This window comes from Paenibacillus sp. S33 (genome assembly GCF_053615415.1).
Genome location: NZ_JBSIEZ010000001.1, coordinates 5,416,663 through 5,438,443, shown reverse-complemented (window position 1 = coordinate 5,438,443; position 21,781 = coordinate 5,416,663). Strand labels below are relative to the sequence as shown.

Annotated in this window: 21 protein-coding genes; 9 read left to right on the top strand and 12 right to left on the bottom strand. The window is 44.3% G+C overall.

Annotation, left to right across the window (positions count from 1 at the left end; translation table 11 throughout):
- Window positions 1–107: 107 nt before the first annotated feature.
- Window positions 108–2,060, top strand: coding sequence for a BglG family transcription antiterminator (locus ACWGXJ_RS24710; protein WP_452567794.1), 1,953 nt, complete (start codon window positions 108–110; stop codon window positions 2,058–2,060).
- 170 nt (window positions 2,061–2,230) lie between these two features.
- The gene (locus tag ACWGXJ_RS24705; RefSeq protein WP_452567793.1) at window positions 2,231–4,210 is read left to right on the top strand and encodes a fructose-specific PTS transporter subunit EIIC; all 1,980 of its coding nucleotides are present in this window, start codon (window positions 2,231–2,233) and stop codon (window positions 4,208–4,210) included.
- An 86-nt stretch (window positions 4,211–4,296) separates the two neighbouring features.
- On the opposite strand, the gene ACWGXJ_RS24700 is transcribed toward ACWGXJ_RS24705, so the two are convergent.
- Both ACWGXJ_RS24700 and ACWGXJ_RS24695 read right to left on the bottom strand, forming a co-directional pair.
- The gene (locus ACWGXJ_RS24700; protein ID WP_452567792.1) at window positions 4,297–4,638 is read right to left on the bottom strand and encodes a DUF3243 domain-containing protein; all 342 of its coding nucleotides are present in this window, start codon (window positions 4,636–4,638) and stop codon (window positions 4,297–4,299) included.
- A gap of 160 nt (window positions 4,639–4,798) precedes the next feature.
- Complete coding sequence (locus tag ACWGXJ_RS24695; RefSeq protein ID WP_061829775.1) at window positions 4,799–5,713, bottom strand: phosphatidate cytidylyltransferase; 915 nt, start codon at window positions 5,711–5,713, stop codon at window positions 4,799–4,801.
- 95 nt (window positions 5,714–5,808) lie between these two features.
- On the opposite strand from ACWGXJ_RS24695, the gene ACWGXJ_RS24690 reads away from it, so the two are divergent.
- Window positions 5,809–6,351, top strand: a complete 543-nt coding sequence (locus ACWGXJ_RS24690; RefSeq protein WP_452567791.1) for a hypothetical protein — start codon at window positions 5,809–5,811, stop codon at window positions 6,349–6,351.
- An 18-nt stretch (window positions 6,352–6,369) separates the two neighbouring features.
- On the opposite strand, the gene ACWGXJ_RS24685 is transcribed toward ACWGXJ_RS24690, so the two are convergent.
- On the bottom strand, window positions 6,370–7,260 hold the full coding sequence (locus ACWGXJ_RS24685) for a diacylglycerol/lipid kinase family protein (RefSeq protein ID WP_452567790.1): 891 nt from the start codon (window positions 7,258–7,260) through the stop codon (window positions 6,370–6,372).
- A gap of 138 nt (window positions 7,261–7,398) precedes the next feature.
- Between ACWGXJ_RS24685 and ACWGXJ_RS24680 the strand changes: the two genes are divergently transcribed.
- Together ACWGXJ_RS24680 and ACWGXJ_RS24675 are read left to right on the top strand one after the other, a co-directional pair.
- Entirely contained in the window at window positions 7,399–8,265 is an 867-nt protein-coding gene (locus ACWGXJ_RS24680; RefSeq protein WP_452567789.1) for an SDR family oxidoreductase, read from the top strand.
- 293 nt (window positions 8,266–8,558) lie between these two features.
- A complete protein-coding gene (locus ACWGXJ_RS24675; RefSeq protein ID WP_452567788.1) occupies window positions 8,559–8,897 on the top strand; it encodes a zinc ribbon domain-containing protein YjdM in 339 nt (112 codons plus the stop codon).
- 41 nt (window positions 8,898–8,938) lie between these two features.
- Here ACWGXJ_RS24675 and ACWGXJ_RS24670 read toward each other — a convergent pair whose 3' ends face one another.
- Window positions 8,939–9,694, bottom strand: a complete 756-nt coding sequence (locus ACWGXJ_RS24670) for an AIM24 family protein (protein ID WP_068939217.1) — start codon at window positions 9,692–9,694, stop codon at window positions 8,939–8,941.
- A 250-nt stretch (window positions 9,695–9,944) separates the two neighbouring features.
- On the opposite strand from ACWGXJ_RS24670, the gene ACWGXJ_RS24665 reads away from it, so the two are divergent.
- Window positions 9,945–10,997 carry an LLM class flavin-dependent oxidoreductase gene (locus ACWGXJ_RS24665; protein ID WP_452567787.1) on the top strand — a complete coding sequence of 351 codons (1,053 nt, stop codon included), beginning with the start codon at window positions 9,945–9,947 and terminating at the stop codon, window positions 10,995–10,997.
- Between the two features lie 119 nt (window positions 10,998–11,116).
- Here ACWGXJ_RS24665 and ACWGXJ_RS24660 read toward each other — a convergent pair whose 3' ends face one another.
- From ACWGXJ_RS24660 to ACWGXJ_RS24650, 3 genes are all read right to left on the bottom strand, one after another.
- Window positions 11,117–11,632: a DUF1036 domain-containing protein gene (locus tag ACWGXJ_RS24660; RefSeq protein ID WP_452567954.1), complete on the bottom strand. Its 516-nt coding sequence runs from the start codon at window positions 11,630–11,632 to the stop codon at window positions 11,117–11,119.
- A gap of 81 nt (window positions 11,633–11,713) precedes the next feature.
- The gene (locus tag ACWGXJ_RS24655; protein WP_452567786.1) at window positions 11,714–13,222 is read right to left on the bottom strand and encodes an aminotransferase class V-fold PLP-dependent enzyme; all 1,509 of its coding nucleotides are present in this window, start codon (window positions 13,220–13,222) and stop codon (window positions 11,714–11,716) included.
- Window positions 13,223–13,357: 135 nt separating this feature from the next.
- The gene (locus tag ACWGXJ_RS24650; RefSeq protein WP_023991039.1) at window positions 13,358–13,834 is read right to left on the bottom strand and encodes a DsrE/DsrF/DrsH-like family protein; all 477 of its coding nucleotides are present in this window, start codon (window positions 13,832–13,834) and stop codon (window positions 13,358–13,360) included.
- 239 nt (window positions 13,835–14,073) lie between these two features.
- Here ACWGXJ_RS24650 and ACWGXJ_RS24645 point away from each other — a divergent pair, with 239 nt between their 5' ends.
- The 3 genes from ACWGXJ_RS24645 to ACWGXJ_RS24635 all read left to right on the top strand — a co-directional run bounded on the left by ACWGXJ_RS24645 (window position 14,074) and on the right by ACWGXJ_RS24635 (window position 16,681).
- Window positions 14,074–14,460, top strand: a complete 387-nt coding sequence (locus ACWGXJ_RS24645) for a hypothetical protein (protein ID WP_452567785.1) — start codon at window positions 14,074–14,076, stop codon at window positions 14,458–14,460.
- Window positions 14,461–14,557: 97 nt separating this feature from the next.
- Entirely contained in the window at window positions 14,558–15,520 is a 963-nt protein-coding gene (locus ACWGXJ_RS24640; RefSeq protein WP_061829785.1) for a radical SAM protein, read from the top strand.
- Between the two features lie 186 nt (window positions 15,521–15,706).
- Window positions 15,707–16,681 carry an aldo/keto reductase family protein gene (locus ACWGXJ_RS24635; protein ID WP_452567784.1) on the top strand — a complete coding sequence of 325 codons (975 nt, stop codon included), beginning with the start codon at window positions 15,707–15,709 and terminating at the stop codon, window positions 16,679–16,681.
- 6 nt (window positions 16,682–16,687) lie between these two features.
- Here ACWGXJ_RS24635 and ACWGXJ_RS24630 read toward each other — a convergent pair whose 3' ends face one another.
- From ACWGXJ_RS24630 to ACWGXJ_RS24610, 5 genes are all read right to left on the bottom strand, one after another.
- Window positions 16,688–17,083, bottom strand: coding sequence for a hypothetical protein (locus ACWGXJ_RS24630; RefSeq protein ID WP_254326310.1), 396 nt, complete (start codon window positions 17,081–17,083; stop codon window positions 16,688–16,690).
- Between the two features lie 186 nt (window positions 17,084–17,269).
- A complete protein-coding gene (locus ACWGXJ_RS24625) occupies window positions 17,270–19,210 on the bottom strand; it encodes an FtsX-like permease family protein (protein WP_452567783.1) in 1,941 nt (646 codons plus the stop codon).
- Window positions 19,200–19,961 (bottom strand): ABC transporter ATP-binding protein, encoded by a 762-nt coding sequence (locus ACWGXJ_RS24620; RefSeq protein ID WP_061829789.1) that lies wholly within the window; start codon window positions 19,959–19,961, stop codon window positions 19,200–19,202. Before ACWGXJ_RS24620 ends, ACWGXJ_RS24625 begins: the two co-directional genes overlap by 11 nt.
- 102 nt (window positions 19,962–20,063) lie before the next feature.
- On the bottom strand, window positions 20,064–21,068 hold the full coding sequence (locus tag ACWGXJ_RS24615) for a sensor histidine kinase (protein ID WP_452567782.1): 1,005 nt from the start codon (window positions 21,066–21,068) through the stop codon (window positions 20,064–20,066).
- Complete coding sequence (locus tag ACWGXJ_RS24610; protein ID WP_250260057.1) at window positions 21,061–21,756, bottom strand: response regulator transcription factor; 696 nt, start codon at window positions 21,754–21,756, stop codon at window positions 21,061–21,063. Before ACWGXJ_RS24610 ends, ACWGXJ_RS24615 begins: the two co-directional genes overlap by 8 nt.
- Window positions 21,757–21,781: the final 25 nt, after the last annotated feature.

The following is a 21,781-nucleotide window of genomic DNA, read 5'->3' as shown; positions in this document are numbered from 1 at the left end:
TGCTTTAAATGTACTACTTGGAGTATACTTAAAGTCAACACAAAACCAGCAAAAATATAGCTCGAAATGCCCTGGACATTCTTTATTTTGGAAGATGGGAGAATGGAATGAATAAAAGGCAAATGGAAATTTTACGCCTGTTGTTAACTGAACCGGACCGGTTGTGGTTAGCGCAGGATCTGGCGGATCTGACCGACTGCTCTGAAAAGACGATCCGCAACGATCTGAAAGTAATTGAAGATTATATCGTCAAGCATTCTGATGCCAATCTGGTGAGAAGGCCGGGACGCGGCATTTATCTGGAGATGGGTGAAGCGGATCATAATGAATTGTTCCATCGACTGTATGCGGACGAGAGTACAGCCCAACATGAGTCGGATGAGGAAAGGGTGCTGCATGTCGCCTATCGGCTCTTGATGAATGCCAAGCCTGTGACCATCCAGGATCTAGCTTCACAGTATTATGTGAACAAGACTGTGATTCGTAGAGATATGGAGAAGATCGATGGCTGGCTGCACAGCTTTGATCTGGCCTTGATTACCAAGCAGCGCGTTGGATTGACCATTCAAGGCTCTGAGAAAAATAAGCGTATCGCTTTGGCGCGGATGAACCAGCTGATTGACAGTCCTGAGTTAACAGGACAGATGATGCGCAAACAGTTTGAATCGCACGAGATTACAACCATAAATCATGAATTAAAAGCATTTCAAAAACGCCATGAGCTCAGCTTTACTGACGAAGCTTTCGAAGCTCTAATGCTGCATATCCTCTTAATGGTTAAACGAACCAAGATGGGACAACCCATTTCGCTCTCCAAGCAGGACATTGCCTTTTTGCAGGAGAGACGCGAATTTACATGGGCTACGTCTTTTTTGCAGCAGTTGCAAAAGTTGTTTGCTGTGCCTTTTTCCAAGGAAGAGACGGCGTATTTAACTCTGCACCTGCTTAGCGGGAAGTTCCGTTACCAGCAGGAGGGAAAAACAGGAAAACAAGGTGAGCTGGCAGATAGCCACCCGCTTTTGCCTGAGTTGATTGAGCAGTTAGTCCGGCGGATGTCCGAGCTGAATATGATTGCCTTTTCCAAGGATAAGATGTTGCTGAAAGGGTTGAATGTCCATTTATATACGACCCTGAACCGTCTTCAATATGGATTGACCGTGTCCAATCCTATGCTGGCCGAGATCAAGAAGATGTACCCCTACATGTTCGACCGAGTTATTATTACACTGGAAGAGGTGGGGAAATGGACCCGGCTATCATTCCCCGAGGAGGAAGCGGCGTATTTAACGCTGCATTTTCAGGCTTCTGTGGAGCGATTGCACCAGAAAGAGAGTCATCCCCAGAGAGCCATCATCGTGTGTCACATGGGCATCGGTATGTCCCAACTGCTACGCACCAAGGTGGAACGTAAATTTCCGGCTGTACATGTGGAGACAACCCTTTCCAAAGCAGAAGTCCAGGACTATCTGGCAGCCCAGGAGGTGGATCTCGTCATTACCACTGTAGATCTCCCAGAGATGAACATTCCGCACATTCTCGTCTCTCCCTTGCTGGATGCCAAGGACGAACGTCGACTGGAGCAAGTGATCCGACGACTGGATGAGCCGGAACATAGGGCAGCAGAAGAATCGGTATTTTTTAAATATACAACACCTTTTTTGGTCTTTCCCCAGCAGGAAGTGCAGCATCCGGAACAATTGATCTCCAAGCTGGCGCAAATACTGGAGGACAAAGGATATGTGGAGCCTGGTTATGTGGACAGCGTACTGGCGCGAGAAAAAATGTCGGCCACGACGATTGGGGGAGGCATAGCCATCCCGCATGGCGGTTCTGAGTGGATAAGGCAGTCCTCCATTGTAATCGCTACCTTGAAGCAGCCGCTTACCTGGGGAACCGAGAAAGTAGAGCTTGTGTTCTTGCTTGCGGTCAAACAGGATGGGCGGGGAGAAATGCGCCAGTTATTTAAGGAATTGTCCCTGATCAGTGAGCAGCCTGCTTTGGTTCATGCCTTATCTAAGGAGACCGATGCGATGAGATTATTAGGGAGAATGAAGGGATAAACTAAAATCAAAAGCTGTGCTCTGGAACAGGACTTATAGATAAGTCCTGTTTTTTTGTTGGTATAATTCCGTTTTTCCGAAAGTTCCGGTAAAAAGTTCGTCCGATAACAGCAAGATAGGCGTTTATACTATGAATGTAAGCGGAAACAACAGAGAGAAGGGGAATGACTATGAAGATATTAGCGATTACCTCATGTCCTAACGGAATTGCACATACGTATATGGCAGCTGAGAATCTGCAAAAGGCAGCAGCAAAGCTGGGCGTCGAGATGAAGGTCGAGACACAAGGCTCCATTGGAGTCGAAAATCAACTGACTGAGCAGGAGATCCGTGAGGCAGATGGCATTATTATTGCAGCGGATAAAACGGTGGTTAAAGACCGCTTCGTCGGTAAGAAACTGCTGGTCGTTGGCGTACAGGATGGCATTCGCCGTCCAGAAGAATTGATCCAGCGGGTGATGAAGGGTAATGTACCTGTGCACCAAGCAGAGTCACGTTCTGCCGAAGGTAGCTCACAGGAGAACAAACCGAAACAAAATCCCATCTACCGCCACTTGATGAACGGTGTATCCTATATGGTACCCTTCATCGTCATTGGGGGATTGCTCATTGCCATTGCGTTGACGATTGGCGGTGAGAAGACACCAGGCGGTCTGGTTATACCGGACGGTTCATTCTGGAAGACGGTTCAGGATATCGGTTCGGCTTCGTTTACCTTTATGATACCGATCCTCGCCGGATTTATCGCGATGAGCATTGCAGATAGACCGGGGCTTGCACCGGGTATGATTGGCGGATTCATTGCTGCGAACGGCAGCTTTTATGGAAGTGAGGCGGGGGCTGGATTTATCGGCGGGATTATCGCTGGTTTCCTGGCGGGTTATGTTGCACTTGGGATTCGAAAAATCAAGGTTGGCCGAGCATTACAGCCGATCATGCCTATAATTATTATCCCTGTATTGGCATCGTTAATTGTTGGATTAATCTTTGTCTTTGTGATTGGTGCTCCGGTCGCACAATTGTTTGAAGCTTTGACAGGTTGGCTTGCAGGTATGCAAGGTACAAGTTCAATTCTACTGGCATTGATTCTAGGTGCGATGATCTCCTTTGATATGGGCGGCCCTGTGAACAAAGTTGCTTTCTTATTCGGTTCGGCCATGATCGGCGAAGGGAATTATGAAATTATGGGGCCAATCGCCGTTGCGATTTGTATTCCGCCGATTGGGATGGGACTTGCAGCGATGATCAATAAACGTAAATTTGCACCTGCGGAACGCGAGGCTGGGAAGGCAACATTCACAATGGGGTTGTTCGGTATTACCGAAGGTGCAATTCCATTCGCGGCGCAAGATCCACTACGTGTTATTCCTAGTATCATGGTAGGATCCATGGTCGGTTCAGTCATTGCGATGTTGGGGAATGTAGGTGACAAGGTAGCTCACGGTGGACCGATTGTAGCTGTACTTGGTGCAGTAGATCATGTGCTTATGTTCTTTATCGCCGTTATTGTCGGCGTAGCTGTATCGGTTGTCCTGGTGAGCTTGCTGAAAAAAGATATTGCAGCAACTGTAACTCCAGATGCTGCTGGGGAAGCTGGACAATCTGCGATTACTACAACGGCCGCTACGGAGTCATCTGCTTCAACAACTGTTACAAATAATGGGCCAGCCGTTTCTCCACAAGCCATTCACATTGAGAAACTGACGGATATTGTAACGATGGATCTGATTAATTTGGATCTGGAAGGAACGACACGAGATGCTGTGGTTGATGAAATGATCGGAGTACTTGAGAGAACTGGAGCCGTAAGCTCTGCCAGTGATTTCAAACAGGCGATATTAGCCAGAGAGGAAGAAGGCTCCACAGGCATTGGAATGAATATTGCCATTCCTCATGGCAAATCGGAAGCGGTCCTGAAGCCAAGCGTGGTCTTCGGCATCAAGCAGGGCGGTGTTGACTGGAATAGTGCAGACGGAAGTGAAGCAAAACTGATCTTCATGATTGCCGTACCGCGCAATAGCAAGGAAAATGCGCATCTGAAAGTATTGCAAATGTTATCGCGTAAGCTGATGGACGATCATTTCAGAGAAGCGCTCCTGGCGGTTAAAACGAAGGAAGAAGCATATCAATTGCTGGATCAGGTGCATTAATTCAATGCGATAAGAACTTGAATCAAAGAAAAGAGGCTCCCGAAGTTTCAGCCGGGAGCCTCTTTTTTTTCCTAAAGCATGTATTCTTACGAGGATTGTGCCATGCGTACTAGCATATGGGCAAGCGCATGCTGCTGCTCTTTGTCCCCCGCTTTCCACAGCTCCTGGAGGAGCTTCTCCTCGCTGTTTCGAGGTTCTTCTTTGGCTGCCAGATATCCAGCTATCTTCTCAGCTGCTTTTGCGATCAATTCTTCATTCAGACCAATATTTTGAGCCATTTTAATCTTGTCGCTCAAATAACTTTTGAATGAATCAAAGTTGTTCAGAATGTCATCCTTTTTGCTGTCGTCTATCCGATTTAATGCGTTATCTACTTTGTTCAATGCCAATTCGCCTTCCTTATTTACAACATGATTGTGCTCTGCCATTTCTAATGCCTCCTCAAGATTGTTTTTAAGGGATAAGGACTTTTCCGATATAGTGTACTTACCCCGACTAACTAAAGTGAAAACGTGAGAAGCAAGCAGAGTATCGTGGAGTGATGAAGGAAAACAGAGTAGAGAGATTCCAAGAAAAATACAGTTGATCCTACATAAAGTCAAAAAAATAACGAATTACATGAAAAAAGACGGGCGAGGTGTAGGTCAAGCTATCTACCCGGCTTAAGTAGCTTTTTTTCAAAGCATCGAACTTATCATCATCGCCGATTAATAAATCCCGCTTCAGCACGGAAACTGTTAAGCTGCCGAAGAAACCGCTCAAGCTGATCAGCATGCCGAAAATAATTCCAAATTTCAGGTCAAACGGCGTCAGGTAGGGATAGATGAGATAGGAGGCCGCTGTAGTTACGGGAAAAGCGAATGCAAAGCCTTCCCAAGTTATATTGGGATTGGATGTCGGGACGATTTTCCGTTTTCCGAAATAGAGTGATGCTAGATAGTGTACGACATCATTGAGCTGCGTCAGTACCACTAGAAAAAGTACAAGTTTCGCTCCGTATTGCGGCGTAGCAAACTGAAAATAGGCCAGATGACTCAACCCGAAAACCATCAGCATGAGTCCCCATTGGGTCGAGCTGACACTGCGCAAAAAACCAACCGTTCCTTTGTTGATCAATCGCGGAAGCGGTAGCAGCAAGAATACATAGATAGGGATAAAGACAATAAACATTCCGTACCACCCGATATAAATCCAATAAAATTGTACGGGAATCGCCAAGTATGCCCATAGAAACAATCTGCGATCCGCTTTTCTGGATCTAATCATGGAAAAGTATTCTTTTAGCGCAAAAAAGGTGAGTGCCATCAAAGAAAGCAGTGAAACGATCGGATTGAAAAGAGTTGCCAAGCAAAAGATAAAGAACATGCCCCACCATGTCTTGATGCGAAGCCCAATAGCTGCATAGTCTTTGTCTGGCTGTGTTTTGACTACTACTATGTAAATCAGATGGATGACCAATAAGGCTGTAAAAATAAGGATTAACGTTAATAGCGAACTATCCATTACCACTCACCAACTTATCGCGAAATAGAGTTCCATTAGGGTTCCTATGTTATTATGAAGGAATAATTCAAACTTGATAAGGGGAAATTTCGTAAATGGTAGCAGATCAATCCGTCTTTATCTTGCTTACGAATACGGGAACGTTTCTTACGAGAGTCATTAAAAGCTATACGAGAGCGCCATACAATCACGCCTCCATTTCCTTCAACCGGGAACTTTCGGAGTTATACAGCTTCGGAAGAAAGACCCCTAATAACCCTCTGGATGGTGGTTTCGTGAAAGAGGATATTAAGACAGGTACATACAGCAGATTTCCGAATACAACATGCGTTATCTACGAGCTTCAAGTAACCGACCGTGAAGTTGAAAAAATGAAGCGAGTTTTACATGTATTTATCCGAAGTCGTCAAAAATATATGTATAACTTACTGGGTTTGATCGGTATTGCACTCAAAGAACCAGTCGAGTTCAGCAATTCTTATTTTTGTTCCCAATTCGTCGCGGAAATTTTACAGCGATCCGGCATAAAAATATGGAACAAACTGCCCGCTCTTGTTACACCAGATAATTTTCGTCAAAGTGATCGATTCCATTTGATCTACGAGGGGAAATTGAGCGAGTATGATCCTCAAGCTTGAGGACCAGCACCGCATTACTTAAACCTCTTCCGGCACAATTACCTCGATATGACGCGGTAAAATACCAAGCTCGATAGGCAAAGACGGCCCTTCCTCACCATCTACATTCGTACTGACCGGTTCTGCGGAGCTGACACTTACATGCTTTGCGGTAAAGTAAACGATATCACTATGATCCTTCAGGTTGCCTAAAAATAAGGATATGCTGGCCGTCACGGTGTTCAATATATTGAGGTTTTTGAAAATAAAGCAGTGAAGTAGACCATCGTCAACAGCCGCATCGGGTGCCAGTTTCTCGAATCCGCCAACTGAATTGGTTAACGTAGCCAAAAAGAGTGGAGATTTCCCTTCCCAGGTCTTGTCATCATAGCGGACGATAAGTGAGTGGGCAGGATGGCTGATAAGCTCTTTCATGCCTTCTTTGAAGTAGGCAAACGTGCCAAACATGGATTTATCGTCTGATGATACAGCTGATAGCGATTCAGCAAGCGAACCTGTGGCAACCACATTGGCAAACATTCGGCCGTTTAAGAGGCCCGTATCTACGTTTTTCACGCGGGTAGAAGTCAGTGTACGGATCGCCAGCTCAGGACTTAGCGGAATGTGCAAGGCACGGGCAAAATCATTGACTGTCCCAAGGGGGATGACACCCAGTCGTGGACGATGGTCTTGATCAATGAAGCCGTTGATGGTTTCGTGAAGTGTGCCATCCCCACCGATGGAAACGACTAGGTCACAAGCTTCCTCACACGCATTAACGCAAAAACGGGTGGCGTCCAGTTCCTTTGCCGTCTCTTTAACCGTAACAACGTATCCTTGATCACGTAGAATTTCTTCTACGCTGCTGACATGTTGGAGGGATTCCTCTTTGCCAGAAGAGGGATTTACAATGATCATAGCTTTCTTCATATACAGGTTCCTTTCTCTGGGGAAAGTTTGGGTTACCCACTCTTACCCGAAAAGCAGACCTTTAGACTCTAGATTAGACATGTGTTATATTTTTAGTTACTATATAAAAGTAAATAAAATCTGAATGGAGGATTTCATATGAAAATCGCATTAACAGGAGCAACGGGGCAACTGGGTTCCATCGTGGTAGATACGTTGCTTACATTTGTCTCCGCAAACGATCTTATTGTTAGCGTAAGAAATCCAGAAAAAGCAGAGAACTTAAGGTCTCGTGGCGTCGACGTTCGTCATGGCGACTTTGATAAACCGGAGACGCTGGATCAGGCGTTTGCTGGAGTAGACCGGTTGCTGATTATATCCGCAGACGGGGATAATGATACTAGAATCCGTCAGCATAAAGCGGCTGTTGATGCTGCTGTACGTGCTGGAGTAGGCTTCATCGCCTATACTAGCGCTGCCAATGCCGCTGACAGCACTCTATTCCTTGCACCCGTACATCGTATCACGGAGGAGTTCATTCGTGAGTCAGGTATTCCTTACTCCTTCCTGCGTAATAATTGGTATCTGGAAAATGAGGCAGGTACGATCCAATCCGTACTCGCGGGGGCTCCTTGGCTAACCTCGGCAGGGTCCGGTAAAGTAGGTTGGGCTACCCGCGCAGATTATGCGCAAGCAGCTGCAACTGTTTTGTCTGGCGAAGGGCATGAGAATACAATATACGAGCTCTCCGGTAAGCCGATTACCCAAGAAGAGTTTGCAGCGATACTGGCTGAGGTTCTGGGCAAAGACGTTCCTGTACAGCAGGTGGATGATGCTACGTATGCCGAGGTTATGCTCGGTGCGGGAGTCCCGGAAGGTGCAATCCCTATTGTGGTCGGCATTCAACAAGCGATTCGTGAAGGAGCCCTGGATGTCGTAAGCAACGATTTCGAGAAGCTGTTGAAACGCCCCCTTACGCCGCTTAGCCAAGGAATGAGTGAACTGATCAAGCAAAACCAAGCATAATAAACGTACCGTAGAGTACAATTTCAACATATGATACTGCTTATGACTAAAACGGATGCTGCCTAGAGAGGCCAGCATCCGTTTTAGTTACATGTTCACCCTCTGGGTATTTTCAGAGGCAGGGCGCTTACGTATCGGTACAAAACTCAGATTAATTTCATCCATGAGTGGAATCGTGACTGTTTATCCAATATACTTGTAGGGAACTCCAAGGGAGACTTGGAGCAGGCTTGGTCTATCAAGGAAGCTTAGCATTGCAGTAGAATTTGAAAATGAATGGAGTACATAATACCATGTCTAGTTTACCAAATTGTCCTGAATGTAATTCAGAGTACACTTATGAGGATCGCAGTCTTTTCATTTGCCCGGAATGCGCTCATGAGTGGTCTACCGAGTTAGAAGCAAGCAGTGAAGACGTAAGGGTCGTCAAAGATGCGAATGGTAACATCCTGCAGGATGGTGACTCTGTAACGGTCATTAAAGACCTTAAAGTGAAGGGAAGCTCATCCGTCTTGAAAATCGGGACCAAAGTAAAAAACATCCGTCTGGTGGATGGCGATCATGATATTGACTGCAAAATTGATGGTTTTGGAGCAATGAAGCTAAAATCGGAGTTTGTAAAAAAGAATTAAAATGTAAGAAAGGAGAAGCCGGGGCTTCTCCTTTCTTATGTTTATAATGGTGCTAACCATACGGTTCCTGTTCCCCTGTACACATTTACCAGCCCTTCGCCGGAAGCAGCCGAGCCCATTTTGGTTTTCCCGGATTTTTCGACGGTGAACTGTAAGGTATTGGACCACATGAGGGCGAAGTTACCATCCACCTTCAGCACATCATTTTGCAATTCTATAACGACCGCTTCTTCGGAAGGGATCGGCGCTTGAAGTGCCAGCACTCCTTTTCCGCGGGCGCTTAAATTAAATAACCCTTCTCCGCCCAGTGCAGCAGAGGAAAGATTACTACGTGCAACGACGGATATGTCTAGCGTCGTGTCACAAGCCAAAAACAAGCCGTCTTCGATGGCAATATCATCATTGTCCACATCAATAAGCCAAATATATTGGTAGGTAGGCTCCAGCATGATGGTACCCGTGCCTTTATAGTGTGGTTTAATGGCACCTGTCCCGGTTACAGCACCGGACACCAAGTTTCGCATTAAGCCTCCAACGCCTTTTACACCGGTAGTCATTTCCATGCTACCCACAGTATATTGCATGGCTCCCGCCTTCATCATAATCTCACTATTATTGATTTCGATCATGAGTTGTTTGCGGCGCATATTACTTTTGCTCATATAGTAATTGTTTTTTGCAGCCTCCACCGAGGTGGAACTCAAATCTGTTATGTATTCCAGTACCGTAAATCCGCCTAATTGGTCAGTGATGGCAACATTGCTGTTATCCTTTAAATTGTTAATGACAAAAGCCATAAATGTATGTGCCTCCTTGTTGTATTCATGTTGTGGGATGGGAATCTTCTTTATTCCATACAATATTCGACAAAGAGACTTCTTTTCCTGCGGCGAATCTAGACACTTCCCTTGACTGGTTTTCAGACTCAGAAAAAGAGAGCTTGAAAAAGATGCGAAAAAGGTTCAATATAAAGATATCGGTTTTTAAAATGATTGGCTTTGAAAGCAGCCGTATGAGAATAGGGCATGAAAATAGGGGGTAGAACAAGTGGAGATAGGGATAAGCACGTTTGTAGAAACAACGCCGGATCCCCAAACGGGTGAGGTCATCAGTCATGCACAACGAATACGTGAAGTTGTCGAGGAGATTGTGCTTGCAGATCAGGTAGGGCTGGATGTGTACGGCGTGGGGGAGCATCATCGTAAAGATTATGCAGCATCTGCTCCGGCTGTTATCCTCGCTGCTGCTGCTGCGCAGACCCAACGAATTCGGTTAACCAGTGCAGTTACGGTGCTTTCATCGGATGATCCTGTACGTGTGTTTCAGGATTTTGCTACACTGGACAGCATTTCGAATGGACGAGCTGAGATTATGGCAGGCCGGGGTTCTTTTATCGAATCGTTCCCGTTATTTGGGTATGATTTGGATAACTACGATGAGTTATTCGATGAAAAGCTGGAGCTGTTATTGAAAATACGGGAATCCGAGAAAGTTACCTGGAAAGGCGGACATCGGCCTGCAATTCATAATTTGGGCGTGTATCCGCGTCCAGTTCAGAATCCGTTGCCTGTATGGATTGGGAGTGGGGGTAATCAGGAATCTGTGGTTCGTGCAGGCTTGCTAGGATTGCCGTTGGTTCTGGCGATTATTGGGGGTAGTCCTGTACAGTTTGCTCCGTTGGTGGAACTGTATAAAAAAGCCGCTAGGCATGCTGGTCATGATGCATCGCTGCTTCCGGTTGCATCACACTCACATGGTTTTATCGCAGAGACGACTGAGCTGGCAGCGGATAAATTCTTCCCTTCCACTCAGCAGAGCATGAATGTGCTTGGGCGTGAACGGGGTTGGGGTCCTTACACTCGCTCCAGCTTCGATGCTGCACGCAGTTTTGAAGGAGCGTTGTATGTAGGTGATTCCGACATGGTTGCCAAGAAAATTATTCATCTGCGTAAACAAGTAGGCATTACACGTTTTCTGCTCCACGTACCTGTCGGTACGATGCCGCATGACGATGTCATGAGAGCAATTGAGCTATTGGGAACAGAGGTAGCACCACGGGTTCGTGAAGAGATATCCAAGTGGGAATCCGAAAGTAAATAAACGGAATTACTTCATAGATAAAAGAGAAAGGAGCAGACCATGGGAGTGAGGTCGCTCCTTTTAATAAAAAATATGACTGCTTTAGATCTCATGCAATGTTGCGAATTAGGAATTCTACATCAATTCTTTCTCAGTCTTGTAGGTACTGCAACACGGTTGGATGACAGAGGTTTTCCCTGTTTCAATTTTTTAGCCGTTCTAGGTATTCTTACGACTAAGGATCCTTCTGTGCTTTGTTTGGAAGGCAAGGCTATGCGGATATTCCCGGATTGAGGTGCGCTTTGGCTAGCGCTGCTAACCAGGTTGATGGTGTAACTTGCGTAGATTGGACTGACAGGAATCCGCCGCATACCTAAATTCCTACAGGTCGTACATCCTACGTTCCAACACCAATGGAAGGCCTGGCTAGGGAGCTGGGTAAAATAAGAACCTGACCATGTGCGTCCAAAGCTACTTTCGGCATAGTAATAGAACGTATTGCCTCCGGCATATCCACTCCAAACTTCTCTTGTCTGCCCAGGATCTACACGATACCAGCCAATCTTGGCATAGTTGATAGGACTACAGTTGAAGTTCGGATAAGCGTAAGCAATATAGATAGCCGCATTAGTACTGTTGCGAAAATTGAAACCCATTGTCGTCACTTCTTTCCTCATATATTAATCCTACGGAATATTCTATGAGAGTTTTGAAGGAAGGGAACGGACAGGAGTCTCTTAATCGCTAAAATTGAACCATTTGCTGATGTCTATTTTGTGATGTTCATTTATAGATCGCCATTCGTTTGTATCTGGTTGATAGGTATAATCTTTTTGCCAGGTCATGATGTTTTCCACGATTGCCCGTATGGAAGAGACGATATAGGAGACTTCCTGATTCGTCATCATGGGATGAAGCGACAGACGCACCCAGCCGGGTTTTCGAGATAAGTCTCCCGCATGGATCAGGTCTGTCATTTGTTTAGATGTTTGTGGGTCGATGCCCAGCAAATAATGTCCGTAGGGGCCTGCACAAGAGCAGCCGCCCCGGACCTGAATGCCAAACCGATCATTCAATAGTTTTACAATCAGGTTATAGTGAATAGGGCCGACAACGAAAGAAACGATTCCCATTCGTTCTTGGCTGCTTCCTCCTAAAATGTGTAGCCCTGGTATGGTACTCAAGCTCTTTAGTAATAATGATGTCAGTTCCTTTTTGCGCTCCAACAAGCGCTTCTGTCCCATTTGTTCCTTCAGCCGAATGCAGAGCGCGGTTCGAACGGCCTGTAGAAAGGCAGGCGTCCCTCCATCCTCACGGGCCTCAATATTATCTTTATACTCGTATCCACCCCAAGGATTGGTCCAGCTAACTGTGCCCCCTCCGGGCTGATCTGGAGCACAATGGAGGCACAGCCTCGAATCCATAATTAAAACGCCGCTTGTACCGGGACCCCCAAGAAATTTGTGGGGTGAAAATACAATCCCGTCCAGTTTCTCAAGCGGATCTGTGGGGTGCATGTTGATCTCGGTATAAGGTGCGCTTGCCGAAAAATCAACGAAACAAACGCCACCATGTTCGTGCATTTTGCGGGCTAGCTGGTAAATCGGCACTTCGAACCCTGTAACATTGGAGCAAGCGGTAAAGGCGCCGATTTTGATAGGGCGATGCCGGAATTGAAGCAGCAGTCGTTCGAGATGAGTTGGATCGACCATTCCGCCGGAACCCGGAGGAAGACACACAACGTCTCCAATGGTTTCTGCCCAGGAAATATGATTGGAATGATGCTCCATGTGGGTAACGAAAATAACGGGACGTTCTTTTTCGGCGATGGGGTAGAGAGGCTTTAAATTTTCATGTATTTTCAATCCTAACAGTCGCTGAAGCTTATTCACTGCACCTGTCATACCAGACCCAGCAAACAGGATGATATCATGTTCATTGGCATGAACGTGGTTTTTAATGATTTGTTTCGCTTCTTCATAGGCTTGGGTCATCAGAGTTCCTGTCAAATTAGACTCCGTATGCGTGTTCGCCACAAAAGGGCCTAATTCATTAGCTATTTTCGACTCGATGGGTCCATACAGACGGCCGCTGGCTGCCCAATCCGCATAAATCAGCTTTTTTTGCCCGTATGGAGATTCAAAGGTCTGATGATATCCGATTGTACTTTCACGATACCTTTGGAAATAAGCCTCGTTAGAAGGCTGATACCTACAATTACTGCTTCCAATTCGAGCCATGAGCATACGGCGCCTCCCAAGTCGTTCTGTCTTCTTAGGGTACGTAGGTAGGCCCGAATGGGTTAAAAAAAATAGGCGAGTGTCATCATTTAGTCACAATAAAAGCCTCATCCAAAAGCGGGATAAGGCAGTAGGTCTATCTTATATAAACAACTGCATATCGGATTCGAGCGCATCTTTTAGATACGTTTTGGCCTCGATAATTTCCAGTTCAGGTATAAATTCTTCCGGTTTAAAACCCATAATATCGACCGATAGCTTACAGGCATAAAATTTTACATTTTTCTTTCGCGCTCCTTTCAAGAAATGAATGAGCTTCGGGGCTTCGTTATCTTCGATCATTTCCGTCAGCATCAGCTTGCCAAGGCCGCTAAAATTCATTTTGGATAATGGCAGCTCTTCGGGTCCTTTTGGAGTCATCCAGCCCATGATTTTTTCATAAATCGTCTTGTCCTCAAACGTCATCTTGTCAGGGTCACGAACCAGAAATAGTCCCCAGAACGCAAAAAACATCGTCACATCCACATCCAGCTCCCGAGCTGTATTTGCCAGAATCAGTCCAGCCATTGCCTTATCATAATCGCCGCTGAACATAAGCAGATTCATCCTTTTATCCATAATTCCCGCCTCCATTACCAACAGATATATTCAGTATGGATTTGGGAATGAGAAGTATGCCTAGTTCACATATTGCTCACAATTGCAGGGCATGTGTCGGAATCAAGGGCACTATTCAATATATGTTATTATTATCTATGGAAATTACATAGCACCATTGTTTTATGGAATATTAGTAGGATAAATGTGAAAGGAACGGGGTTTGAAATTTATGAAAAGGGATGGATCATCCTAACGGGGTGAAAACGTTGGTGGTATTCCCTTCCGAGTCTACAGGTTGGCCGCTCGACCTGTCTTCAACTGGAGAATCGGAAGCCTTTGACGAGTTTGGGGAATTGAAAGCAGGCTATAGGCTTCAAGCGAGTGTTTACGACTTTGATCATGATGGAACTAACGAGATAGTCATTGCAGCGGGTGACTTGGCTACGAATGCTGAGACATGGGTTTTTTCATTTACAAATGTTGAAAACATTAAAAAGATAGATCCCTTTCATCAGGAGTTAGCTGTAACAGGGCAATCCTATATTACTTTGAATGGACATGAATTAGATGTACCTTATGGCTCTCAAGGTTTATTTGAGGCTTATAAGTATGTAGATAAAGAATTTCTTACTTCTGTCAAGTAGCCCGCCGTTACCAATGTCATATCTACAAACCGCTCCCATCTGTATAATCTCAAGGGAATTCAAGACACAAGCCTGAGATTGGGAGGATCATGAGAAAGTGAGTATAGACAACAAATATAAAGCACTTGAACTGGAAAAGCCGGGCATCTACGAGCTGGAGGGACTGGAAGTCGGGGTTACCTCCAATTGCAACTTCAAGTGTGATTACTGCTGTGCGTATCAGCGGAACGACGGGCAATGCATCAGCAGCAAAGAGGTCATTGATATTATTGATGACATTCCAACGTTAAAACGTGTGCGACTGTCCGGGGGAGAAGTGACCTTGAAATATGAGGATTGTCTGGATATCGTGAATCACTGTTCAAGCAAGGGCATCGCAACCCAGCTCAATACCAATGCCAGCTTGCTCAGCCCTGAACGAATTGAGAAACTGCGTGATGCAGGACTTTCCAATATTCATATCTCCTTCAACTTCACGGATGCCGATAAGTATGCAGCCTATTATCATGTACATCCTCGCATGTATGAGAAAATTGTACAGAATATTCGGTTATGTACCGAAGCCAAGCTAGAAACGGTGCTGGAGACGTTGCTGTTTGCCGAGACGCAGAATAACATGCCAGCTATTAGCGAAAAGGTATATGAACTCGGTGTGCGCATCCATGAAATCCAAAACAGTATCGTGATGGATCATACGAACTGGAACGCTATTTCTACCAAGGAAGCGCTTATTCGTTCCGTTCATGACCTGATTGCACATAAAAAGGACGATACTGTGTTGTATTTCACCTGTATGGACCGTTTTGCAGAAGCACTGGGCTTCAAGGAGCAGCCGGGTGTTTATTTTTCCAACTGCGTTGATGGTAAAAAACAGCTCCATCTTCACGGGAACGGGGACATCCTGATCTGTGAGCTATGCCATCCTGTGGTCATCGGCAATATTTATAATGGAACATCCCTAAAGGATATTTACAAAAATAAACCGAAGCAGCTTCAGGAGTTCCTCGACAAACTGCCTTGTCCTGCCTATGATGCGCTTTTCCCTGTAGGAAGCAAGTAGACATGATTTGAGATTGTGAGGCTATGAGCATCTACCATCCAAATAGGTTGGATGGTAGATGTCCTTCATGTAACTCCATGAATCCTTTATTATTTCAGGATTTTGCAAAATCCTCATTTGTTTTAATGAAAGGGTTTACATGTTAAAATATAAAAATATGATCTTCTTATGAAAGAAGGAGTAGATATGAAATATAGAAATGTGGGCAACAGTGGTCTTAAAATTAGTGAAATCGGTCTAGGGAGCTGGTTGACGTACGGTACAGCCGCCGAGCAGGAAGCAGCTCATACCTGTATTGCCAAAGCCTTTGAACTCGGGATTAATTTCTTTGATACCGCGAACGCGTATAACCGGGGAGAAGGCGAGAAGGCTATGGGAGCTGCCTTGAAGCCTTATCGAAGAGAGAGCTATGTGTTATCTACCAAGGTGTACTTCCCTATGGACTCCGGTCCCAATGACAGGGGACTGTCACGCAAGCACATTATGGAGCAATGTGAAGCGAGTCTGAAGCGTCTTGGTACGGATTATATCGACATGTACTTCTGTCATCGTTATGATTCGGATACTCCTTTGGAAGAGACGCTGCGAGCGCTCGATGACCTTCAGGCTCAGGGGAAGATTCTGTACGCTGCTGTCAGTGAATGGAGTGCTGCCCAGCTCACGGATGCTTATGGGATTGGAAAAAGGCTTAATTTGCGCCCGCTGATTGCCAATCAGCCAATCTATAATATGTTCGAACGTTATATCGAACATGAGGTACTTCCTGTATCCGGGCAGATAGGTATCGGCCAAATTGTATTTTCGCCTCTGGCTCAAGGGATCCTCACGGGTAAATACAAGCCTGGACAACCTTTACCGACGGGTAGCCGCGGGGCTGATGCCTCGGTCAATAATGTCATCAGCAGTTACATGAACGATACCGTTCTAAACTGTGTCCAAGAGCTGGATAAGCTGGCGAAGGGCTTGGGTGTCACCCTGTCACAGCTCGCGCTTGCCTGGATTCTGAGAGAACCGGGTATCAGCGCTGCACTCATTGGGGCTACTAAACCGGCACAAATCGAAGAAAATGTGAAAGCAGTCGAAGTGACGCTACAACCGGAGACATGCGTGGAAATTGAGCGAATTCTGAAGCAAGCAGAGGGTTTTGAACCTTTGCGTTAAGCATTTTTAACTTGCTTCAAGCATGGCATAAATACCTGAACCCACACTAAATACAATCCCGCTCACTAAAACAAGGATCTGCTTTTTACTGAGATCCAGCGGATCAAAAAAGATGGGCAACAGCCATTTTAGGCTGATGACAGCCCATAAACCCTCCAGTAATCCTAGCATCAACACCTTTTGTCCCCAGTGAAACTTCATTTGCGGTGTTAGCGGACCTTCAAGAAACAGGTCACCTGAAGTATGGAGGTTCCAAGAAACGATAACTACGAATATAAGAAGAGTTAATAGGGTTGACATAATATAGGTGATATCTTTTTTAGCCTCTTTCGTAAGTCTCGGCGATTTTTTAAACTCAGGCAAGCCAATCAGGAAAAAGACGATTCCTACGATAATAGCCACGCCTACAGAGGAACCAAGTATGATATTGGCTAAGATGCCGATGCCATTGATGATTAATAATAAAATAAGCTCTCCCCCTTTGGGGTTACGATGATAGTTATTTTATTGTACATGTAGGAACGAAAATGCTCAAATATTTGAAAAAGCCCCAGCACTTTCGCCTGGGACTTTTTTGCTTTTTACCAATTACAATGCTGATTTAATGACCTTTTTATAATACAGGATGGATAGTATCCCAAAAATGGAATATAAGGCGGTGTACAGCACCATAACGATGATCATAGGCATCCAAATTTCAGTTCCAAACAAGAACCAGCCGGATTGGACGGCGAAATAGCTATGTGAAAGGCCAATCACTAATGGGATGCCGAAGTTAAAGAGTTGTTTTATTTTAATGCCTCTAAGCAGGTCACTTTGAGTGAACCCTAACTTTCTTAACACGGTGTAATTGGCTTTTTCGTCTTCGCTCTCATCCATTTGCTTAAAATAAAGGATACAGCCTGATGTAATGAGAAAGGTGAGTCCTAAAAATCCAACTACAAACATGATCACTCCCATGTTCCGCTTCTGATTGCTGCTCATTTCAAGGCGTGATGTTTGTTGATCATTAAAATCCGCAGCTGCAAAGAGACGATTGGCTTCTTCAATCTGTTCTGCACTTATCATATCAATTCCAATATATAAGGATGATTTCTTTTGAATCTTAGGATTTACATCTTTCTTTAACCGCTCAAATATGGTTTCGTCTACAATGGCAGTGGGTACCCCCCCGGCTGTAAAATAGTAGGGAATCACATACTCCTTTTTTAGACCCAAATATTGTTGATGTATGACTTCTTTTTTTCCCTTCAAATCCAATGGACCAAAGTTTTTCAAGGACATAAATTTCTGTAACAGATCATTATAGCCCATTAAAATTGCTTGACCTGGAGATACATCCGTACCCTCCACAGATTGATCGCTTATGACAGGCAACGTCATGGAATTCGCACCGATATTTAATCCTTCCAGAGGAGTCTCCATGATTTGCACTGTGTCCACACTGACTTGAATAACTTCAATTTTCTTCTCACGATACTTTATGTCATGCTCCTGAAGTAACGTTTTGAATTTCTCAGCATCCGGTTCATTCGTCATTGCAAAATGGGAAGGTACATTGTCCTCAGCTGATTGATCCGCAGAATAATAGGCGATATAGCTTAAGGAAAGTAAACCGATGGCAAGTGCCGATACTGTTGTAATAATGGTCAACAACAAAGCATTGGATTTCATGCGGAACATAATGGATGAGAGAGATAGCACCTCATTAATGTTCAAATAGCCGCCTTTACTTTTTCTGATGATATTGGAAATAAAGCGGATAGATCCTTTATAAAAAAGTAGTGTTCCGATGATGACAGTGCCCAAAATAAACACCATAGCCATAAACAATTCATTCATGGATGTAAAGTCTCCGCCAAATAATTTGGAGGAAACATAGTAACCTAAAGCGATGAGAGAGATGCCAATGATCCCGATGATCATCTCATAGATCGTTATTTTCTTGATTTTCCCTTCGGTGGTTGAGTTCACTCTGAACAAAGATAAAATACTTTGTCTCTTGATAAAGGAATAATTCATGAGCATGATCAACAGGTAGATGATACAAAAAACGATGAGTGTTTGAATCAGTGCTTGGTTAGAGAAATATAGAGTGGCAATGGCTTCGACGCCTGTCGTCTTAAATAAGATCATGATCACTAATTTGGAAAAGGAAAATCCAACTCCGATTCCAATAAACAGGGAACTGAAGTATAGAATTAAGTTTTCAGCACTCAGGATGCGGAAAATTTTGTTTTTGGTCATTCCGATTAATTGAAATAGGCCAATTTCTTTGCTGCGTCTTTTTATAAAGATATTATTAGCATATAAAAGGAAGATGCAGACAATGGCGACCAGTAAAACGGAAGCTGCCCGTATGGAAGCTGCCCCTTTAACAGAACCCTTCACTTCGTCCATGGAAGGATCGTATTGTAATGTGACGAAAGCGAAATAGAGCGCAACACTAAAAATGAGAGCAAAAACATACAGGTAATAATTCTTTAGATTTTTTTTCAAATTCTTTAGAATGAGCAGATTAATGTTCATATTGGACCCCGCCTAAGACCCCTTGGGTTTTCATAATATCCTGGAAGAAGCTTTGTCTTTCCTGCTCGCCTTTATGAAGCTGCGTATACATCTGCCCATCCTTAATAAAAATGACCCGACTGCAATGGCTGGCTGCGACAGGATCATGCGTGACCATAATAATGGTCGCCTTGCGTTTTTGGTTCAACTGGCCCAGCTTATTTAATAAATCGGAGGCCGACTTGGAATCCAGCGCACCCGTAGGTTCATCGGCAAAAATAATACTGGGCTCATGAATAAACGCTCTGGCCGCAGATGTTCGCTGCTTCTGTCCACCCGAGATTTCATTGGGGTATTTGTCCTTGAGCTCATAAATTCCCAGTTCTGTGGCTACTTCCTGAAATTTTTGGTTGGCTTCTTTTTTAGGCGTTTTGGTGATGGATAACGGTAAGAGAATGTTCTCCTTCACGGTTAGCGTATCCAGCAGATTATACTCTTGAAAAATAAAGCCTAAATGCTGTTTGCGAAATTCAGCCAGTTGCTTTTCTTTCATTTTCGTCATTTCGATATCATTGATTTTAATGGAACCTTGGCTCACTTTATCAATAGAGGAAAGAACATTCAGTAGTGTGGTTTTACCTGAGCCGGAGGCTCCCATAATACTGACAAATTCCCCTTCTTCAATGACGATATCAATTCCCTTTAAAACCTCCTGCATATTTAACTTATTACCGTAGCTTTTATGAATTTTATGGGCTTCTAAAATATTCACTTCGATGCACTCCTTATTGTTCTTGTAGCCTTATTATAAAAATAGAGCCGATGTTTTTCCTTTGATTGGGCGAACAATACATAAAAGCATGTGACATCTCTGTCACATGCTCACCATGCTCACGAAATCATTTCGTTTGGGAAAAATTAAAGTGAAGGTTGTACCCACGTTCGGTTTGGAGTGCACATCTATATGTATGAGCAAGGACTGGGCTGCCTTTTTCGTTAAATATAACCCCATGCCCGTTGAAGTATGATCAGAATGTTGGGTTGTGGAGGTAAAACCTTTCTCGAAAATACGGGGTATATCCTTCGGATCAATACCGCGCCCAAAGTCTTGGATCTCAAGCTGTATTCGATCCCTCTGTTCATAGCTGTGAATGATAATATCACTGGCATTGCTATATTTGATGGCATTAGTTAAGAGCTGTCTGATGATAAAGGCCAGCCATTTGGCATCACTCAGCACTTCCATGTGCTCCAATTGGATGTCAAAACCGATCCCTTTTTGGATGCACCATGACTGTAATGCTTTGATTTCATTAAAAACCAGAGATTTTAAATTCACTTGCTCGACATACAGATCATTTTCAATAAAGGATATGCGTTTGTGATGGAGCTGCTGATCCAGCAGTAAGTGGATTCGTAGCCATTCATAGGTTAACTGAGCTTTTAGGGGCTTATCGTCCAACCGCTCAATCATCAAATGCATGGTGGTCAAAGGCGTTTTCACCTCATGAATCCAGGATAATAGTTCATCTTTTTCATGTTCAAGTGTCAATTGATTTTGCGAGATGATCTGTTGTAACCGTTCGGTCTGGTCAGTGATTTTTTGTTCAATGATTTGCTCAAACGGACTCTCCGGTTCGCCTATACCCGTTAGTTCAAGAGGGCTTCTCCATTCTTCTAGTGTTGTATAGAATTTGGTTTCCTTGGGATAGCGAATGATTAAAAAAACCAAGAAAATCATCATGGATAAGAAGATGATATAAAGGATGGGCATTAACGGAATTGCTGCATCCACATAAGCAATGAACAGGATCAGAAATTGCTGGCATACAAACAGTAGAATCCAGCTCCGCCTCTCTATAAGATATTTTTTAATCATAGGAAGGTGCCTCTTCTGTAGCCATGTAGCCTTGCCCGACTTTCGTTTCAATGAAACGGCCCAAATCCAGCTCGTCTAATTTTTTACGCAGGCGGTTCAAGTTGACGGTCAGGGTATTGTCGCTGACAAAACGTTCATCATCCCAGAGGCTTTTAATTAATTCCTCTCGTGCGACAATTTTATTTTTTTGTTCGATTAGCAACTTCAAAATAAAAATCTCGTTCTTGGTTAATTCGATGGAGCCAGCCTCATTGGCTACTACATTTTTTTCATAATCGACCGTCGCTCCACACCATGTTTTCAGGGAGACGGGTTCTGTATTGTAATTATATACGCGGCGGAGTGTCGCCTGTAATTTTGCAATGAGTACATCAAAATGAAACGGTTTTTGGATAAAATCATCCGCTCCAAGCTGCATCGACATCACCATATCCGTAGGATGATCCCGTGACGATAAGAAAAGGATGGGGACGTTAGAATGGGATCGAATCATTCGACACCAATGAAACCCATCAAATTTCGGCAATTGAATATCTATCACGATCAGATCAGGTTTTATCGTTGTGAATTCCTGAATGACTTTATTAAAGTCATGGATGCCATACACATCATAGTTCCATTGAGTTAACCGATCCTTCATTTCATGGAACAAAGTTTCATCATCTTCAATTAGTAAGATTTTGAACAACGATTTCACCACTTTTTACTTTTTT

Coding starts and splice junctions, on each gene's coding strand:
- ACWGXJ_RS24710 (WP_452567794.1), top strand. CDS start 108: ATGAATAAAAGGCAAATGGAAATTTTACGCCTGTTGTTAACTGAACCG.
- ACWGXJ_RS24705 (WP_452567793.1), top strand. CDS start 2,231: ATGAAGATATTAGCGATTACCTCATGTCCTAACGGAATTGCACATACG.
- ACWGXJ_RS24700 (WP_452567792.1), bottom strand. CDS start 4,638: ATGGCAGAGCACAATCATGTTGTAAATAAGGAAGGCGAATTGGCATTG.
- ACWGXJ_RS24695 (WP_061829775.1), bottom strand. CDS start 5,713: ATGGATAGTTCGCTATTAACGTTAATCCTTATTTTTACAGCCTTATTG.
- ACWGXJ_RS24690 (WP_452567791.1), top strand. CDS start 5,809: ATGGTAGCAGATCAATCCGTCTTTATCTTGCTTACGAATACGGGAACG.
- ACWGXJ_RS24685 (WP_452567790.1), bottom strand. CDS start 7,260: ATGAAGAAAGCTATGATCATTGTAAATCCCTCTTCTGGCAAAGAGGAA.
- ACWGXJ_RS24680 (WP_452567789.1), top strand. CDS start 7,399: ATGAAAATCGCATTAACAGGAGCAACGGGGCAACTGGGTTCCATCGTG.
- ACWGXJ_RS24675 (WP_452567788.1), top strand. CDS start 8,559: ATGTCTAGTTTACCAAATTGTCCTGAATGTAATTCAGAGTACACTTAT.
- ACWGXJ_RS24670 (WP_068939217.1), bottom strand. CDS start 9,694: ATGGCTTTTGTCATTAACAATTTAAAGGATAACAGCAATGTTGCCATC.
- ACWGXJ_RS24660 (WP_452567954.1), bottom strand. CDS start 11,632: ATGGGTTTCAATTTTCGCAACAGTACTAATGCGGCTATCTATATTGCT.
- ACWGXJ_RS24655 (WP_452567786.1), bottom strand. CDS start 13,222: ATGCTCATGGCTCGAATTGGAAGCAGTAATTGTAGGTATCAGCCTTCT.
- ACWGXJ_RS24650 (WP_023991039.1), bottom strand. CDS start 13,834: ATGGATAAAAGGATGAATCTGCTTATGTTCAGCGGCGATTATGATAAG.
- ACWGXJ_RS24635 (WP_452567784.1), top strand. CDS start 15,707: ATGAAATATAGAAATGTGGGCAACAGTGGTCTTAAAATTAGTGAAATC.
- ACWGXJ_RS24625 (WP_452567783.1), bottom strand. CDS start 19,210: ATGAACATTAATCTGCTCATTCTAAAGAATTTGAAAAAAAATCTAAAG.
- ACWGXJ_RS24615 (WP_452567782.1), bottom strand. CDS start 21,068: ATGATTAAAAAATATCTTATAGAGAGGCGGAGCTGGATTCTACTGTTT.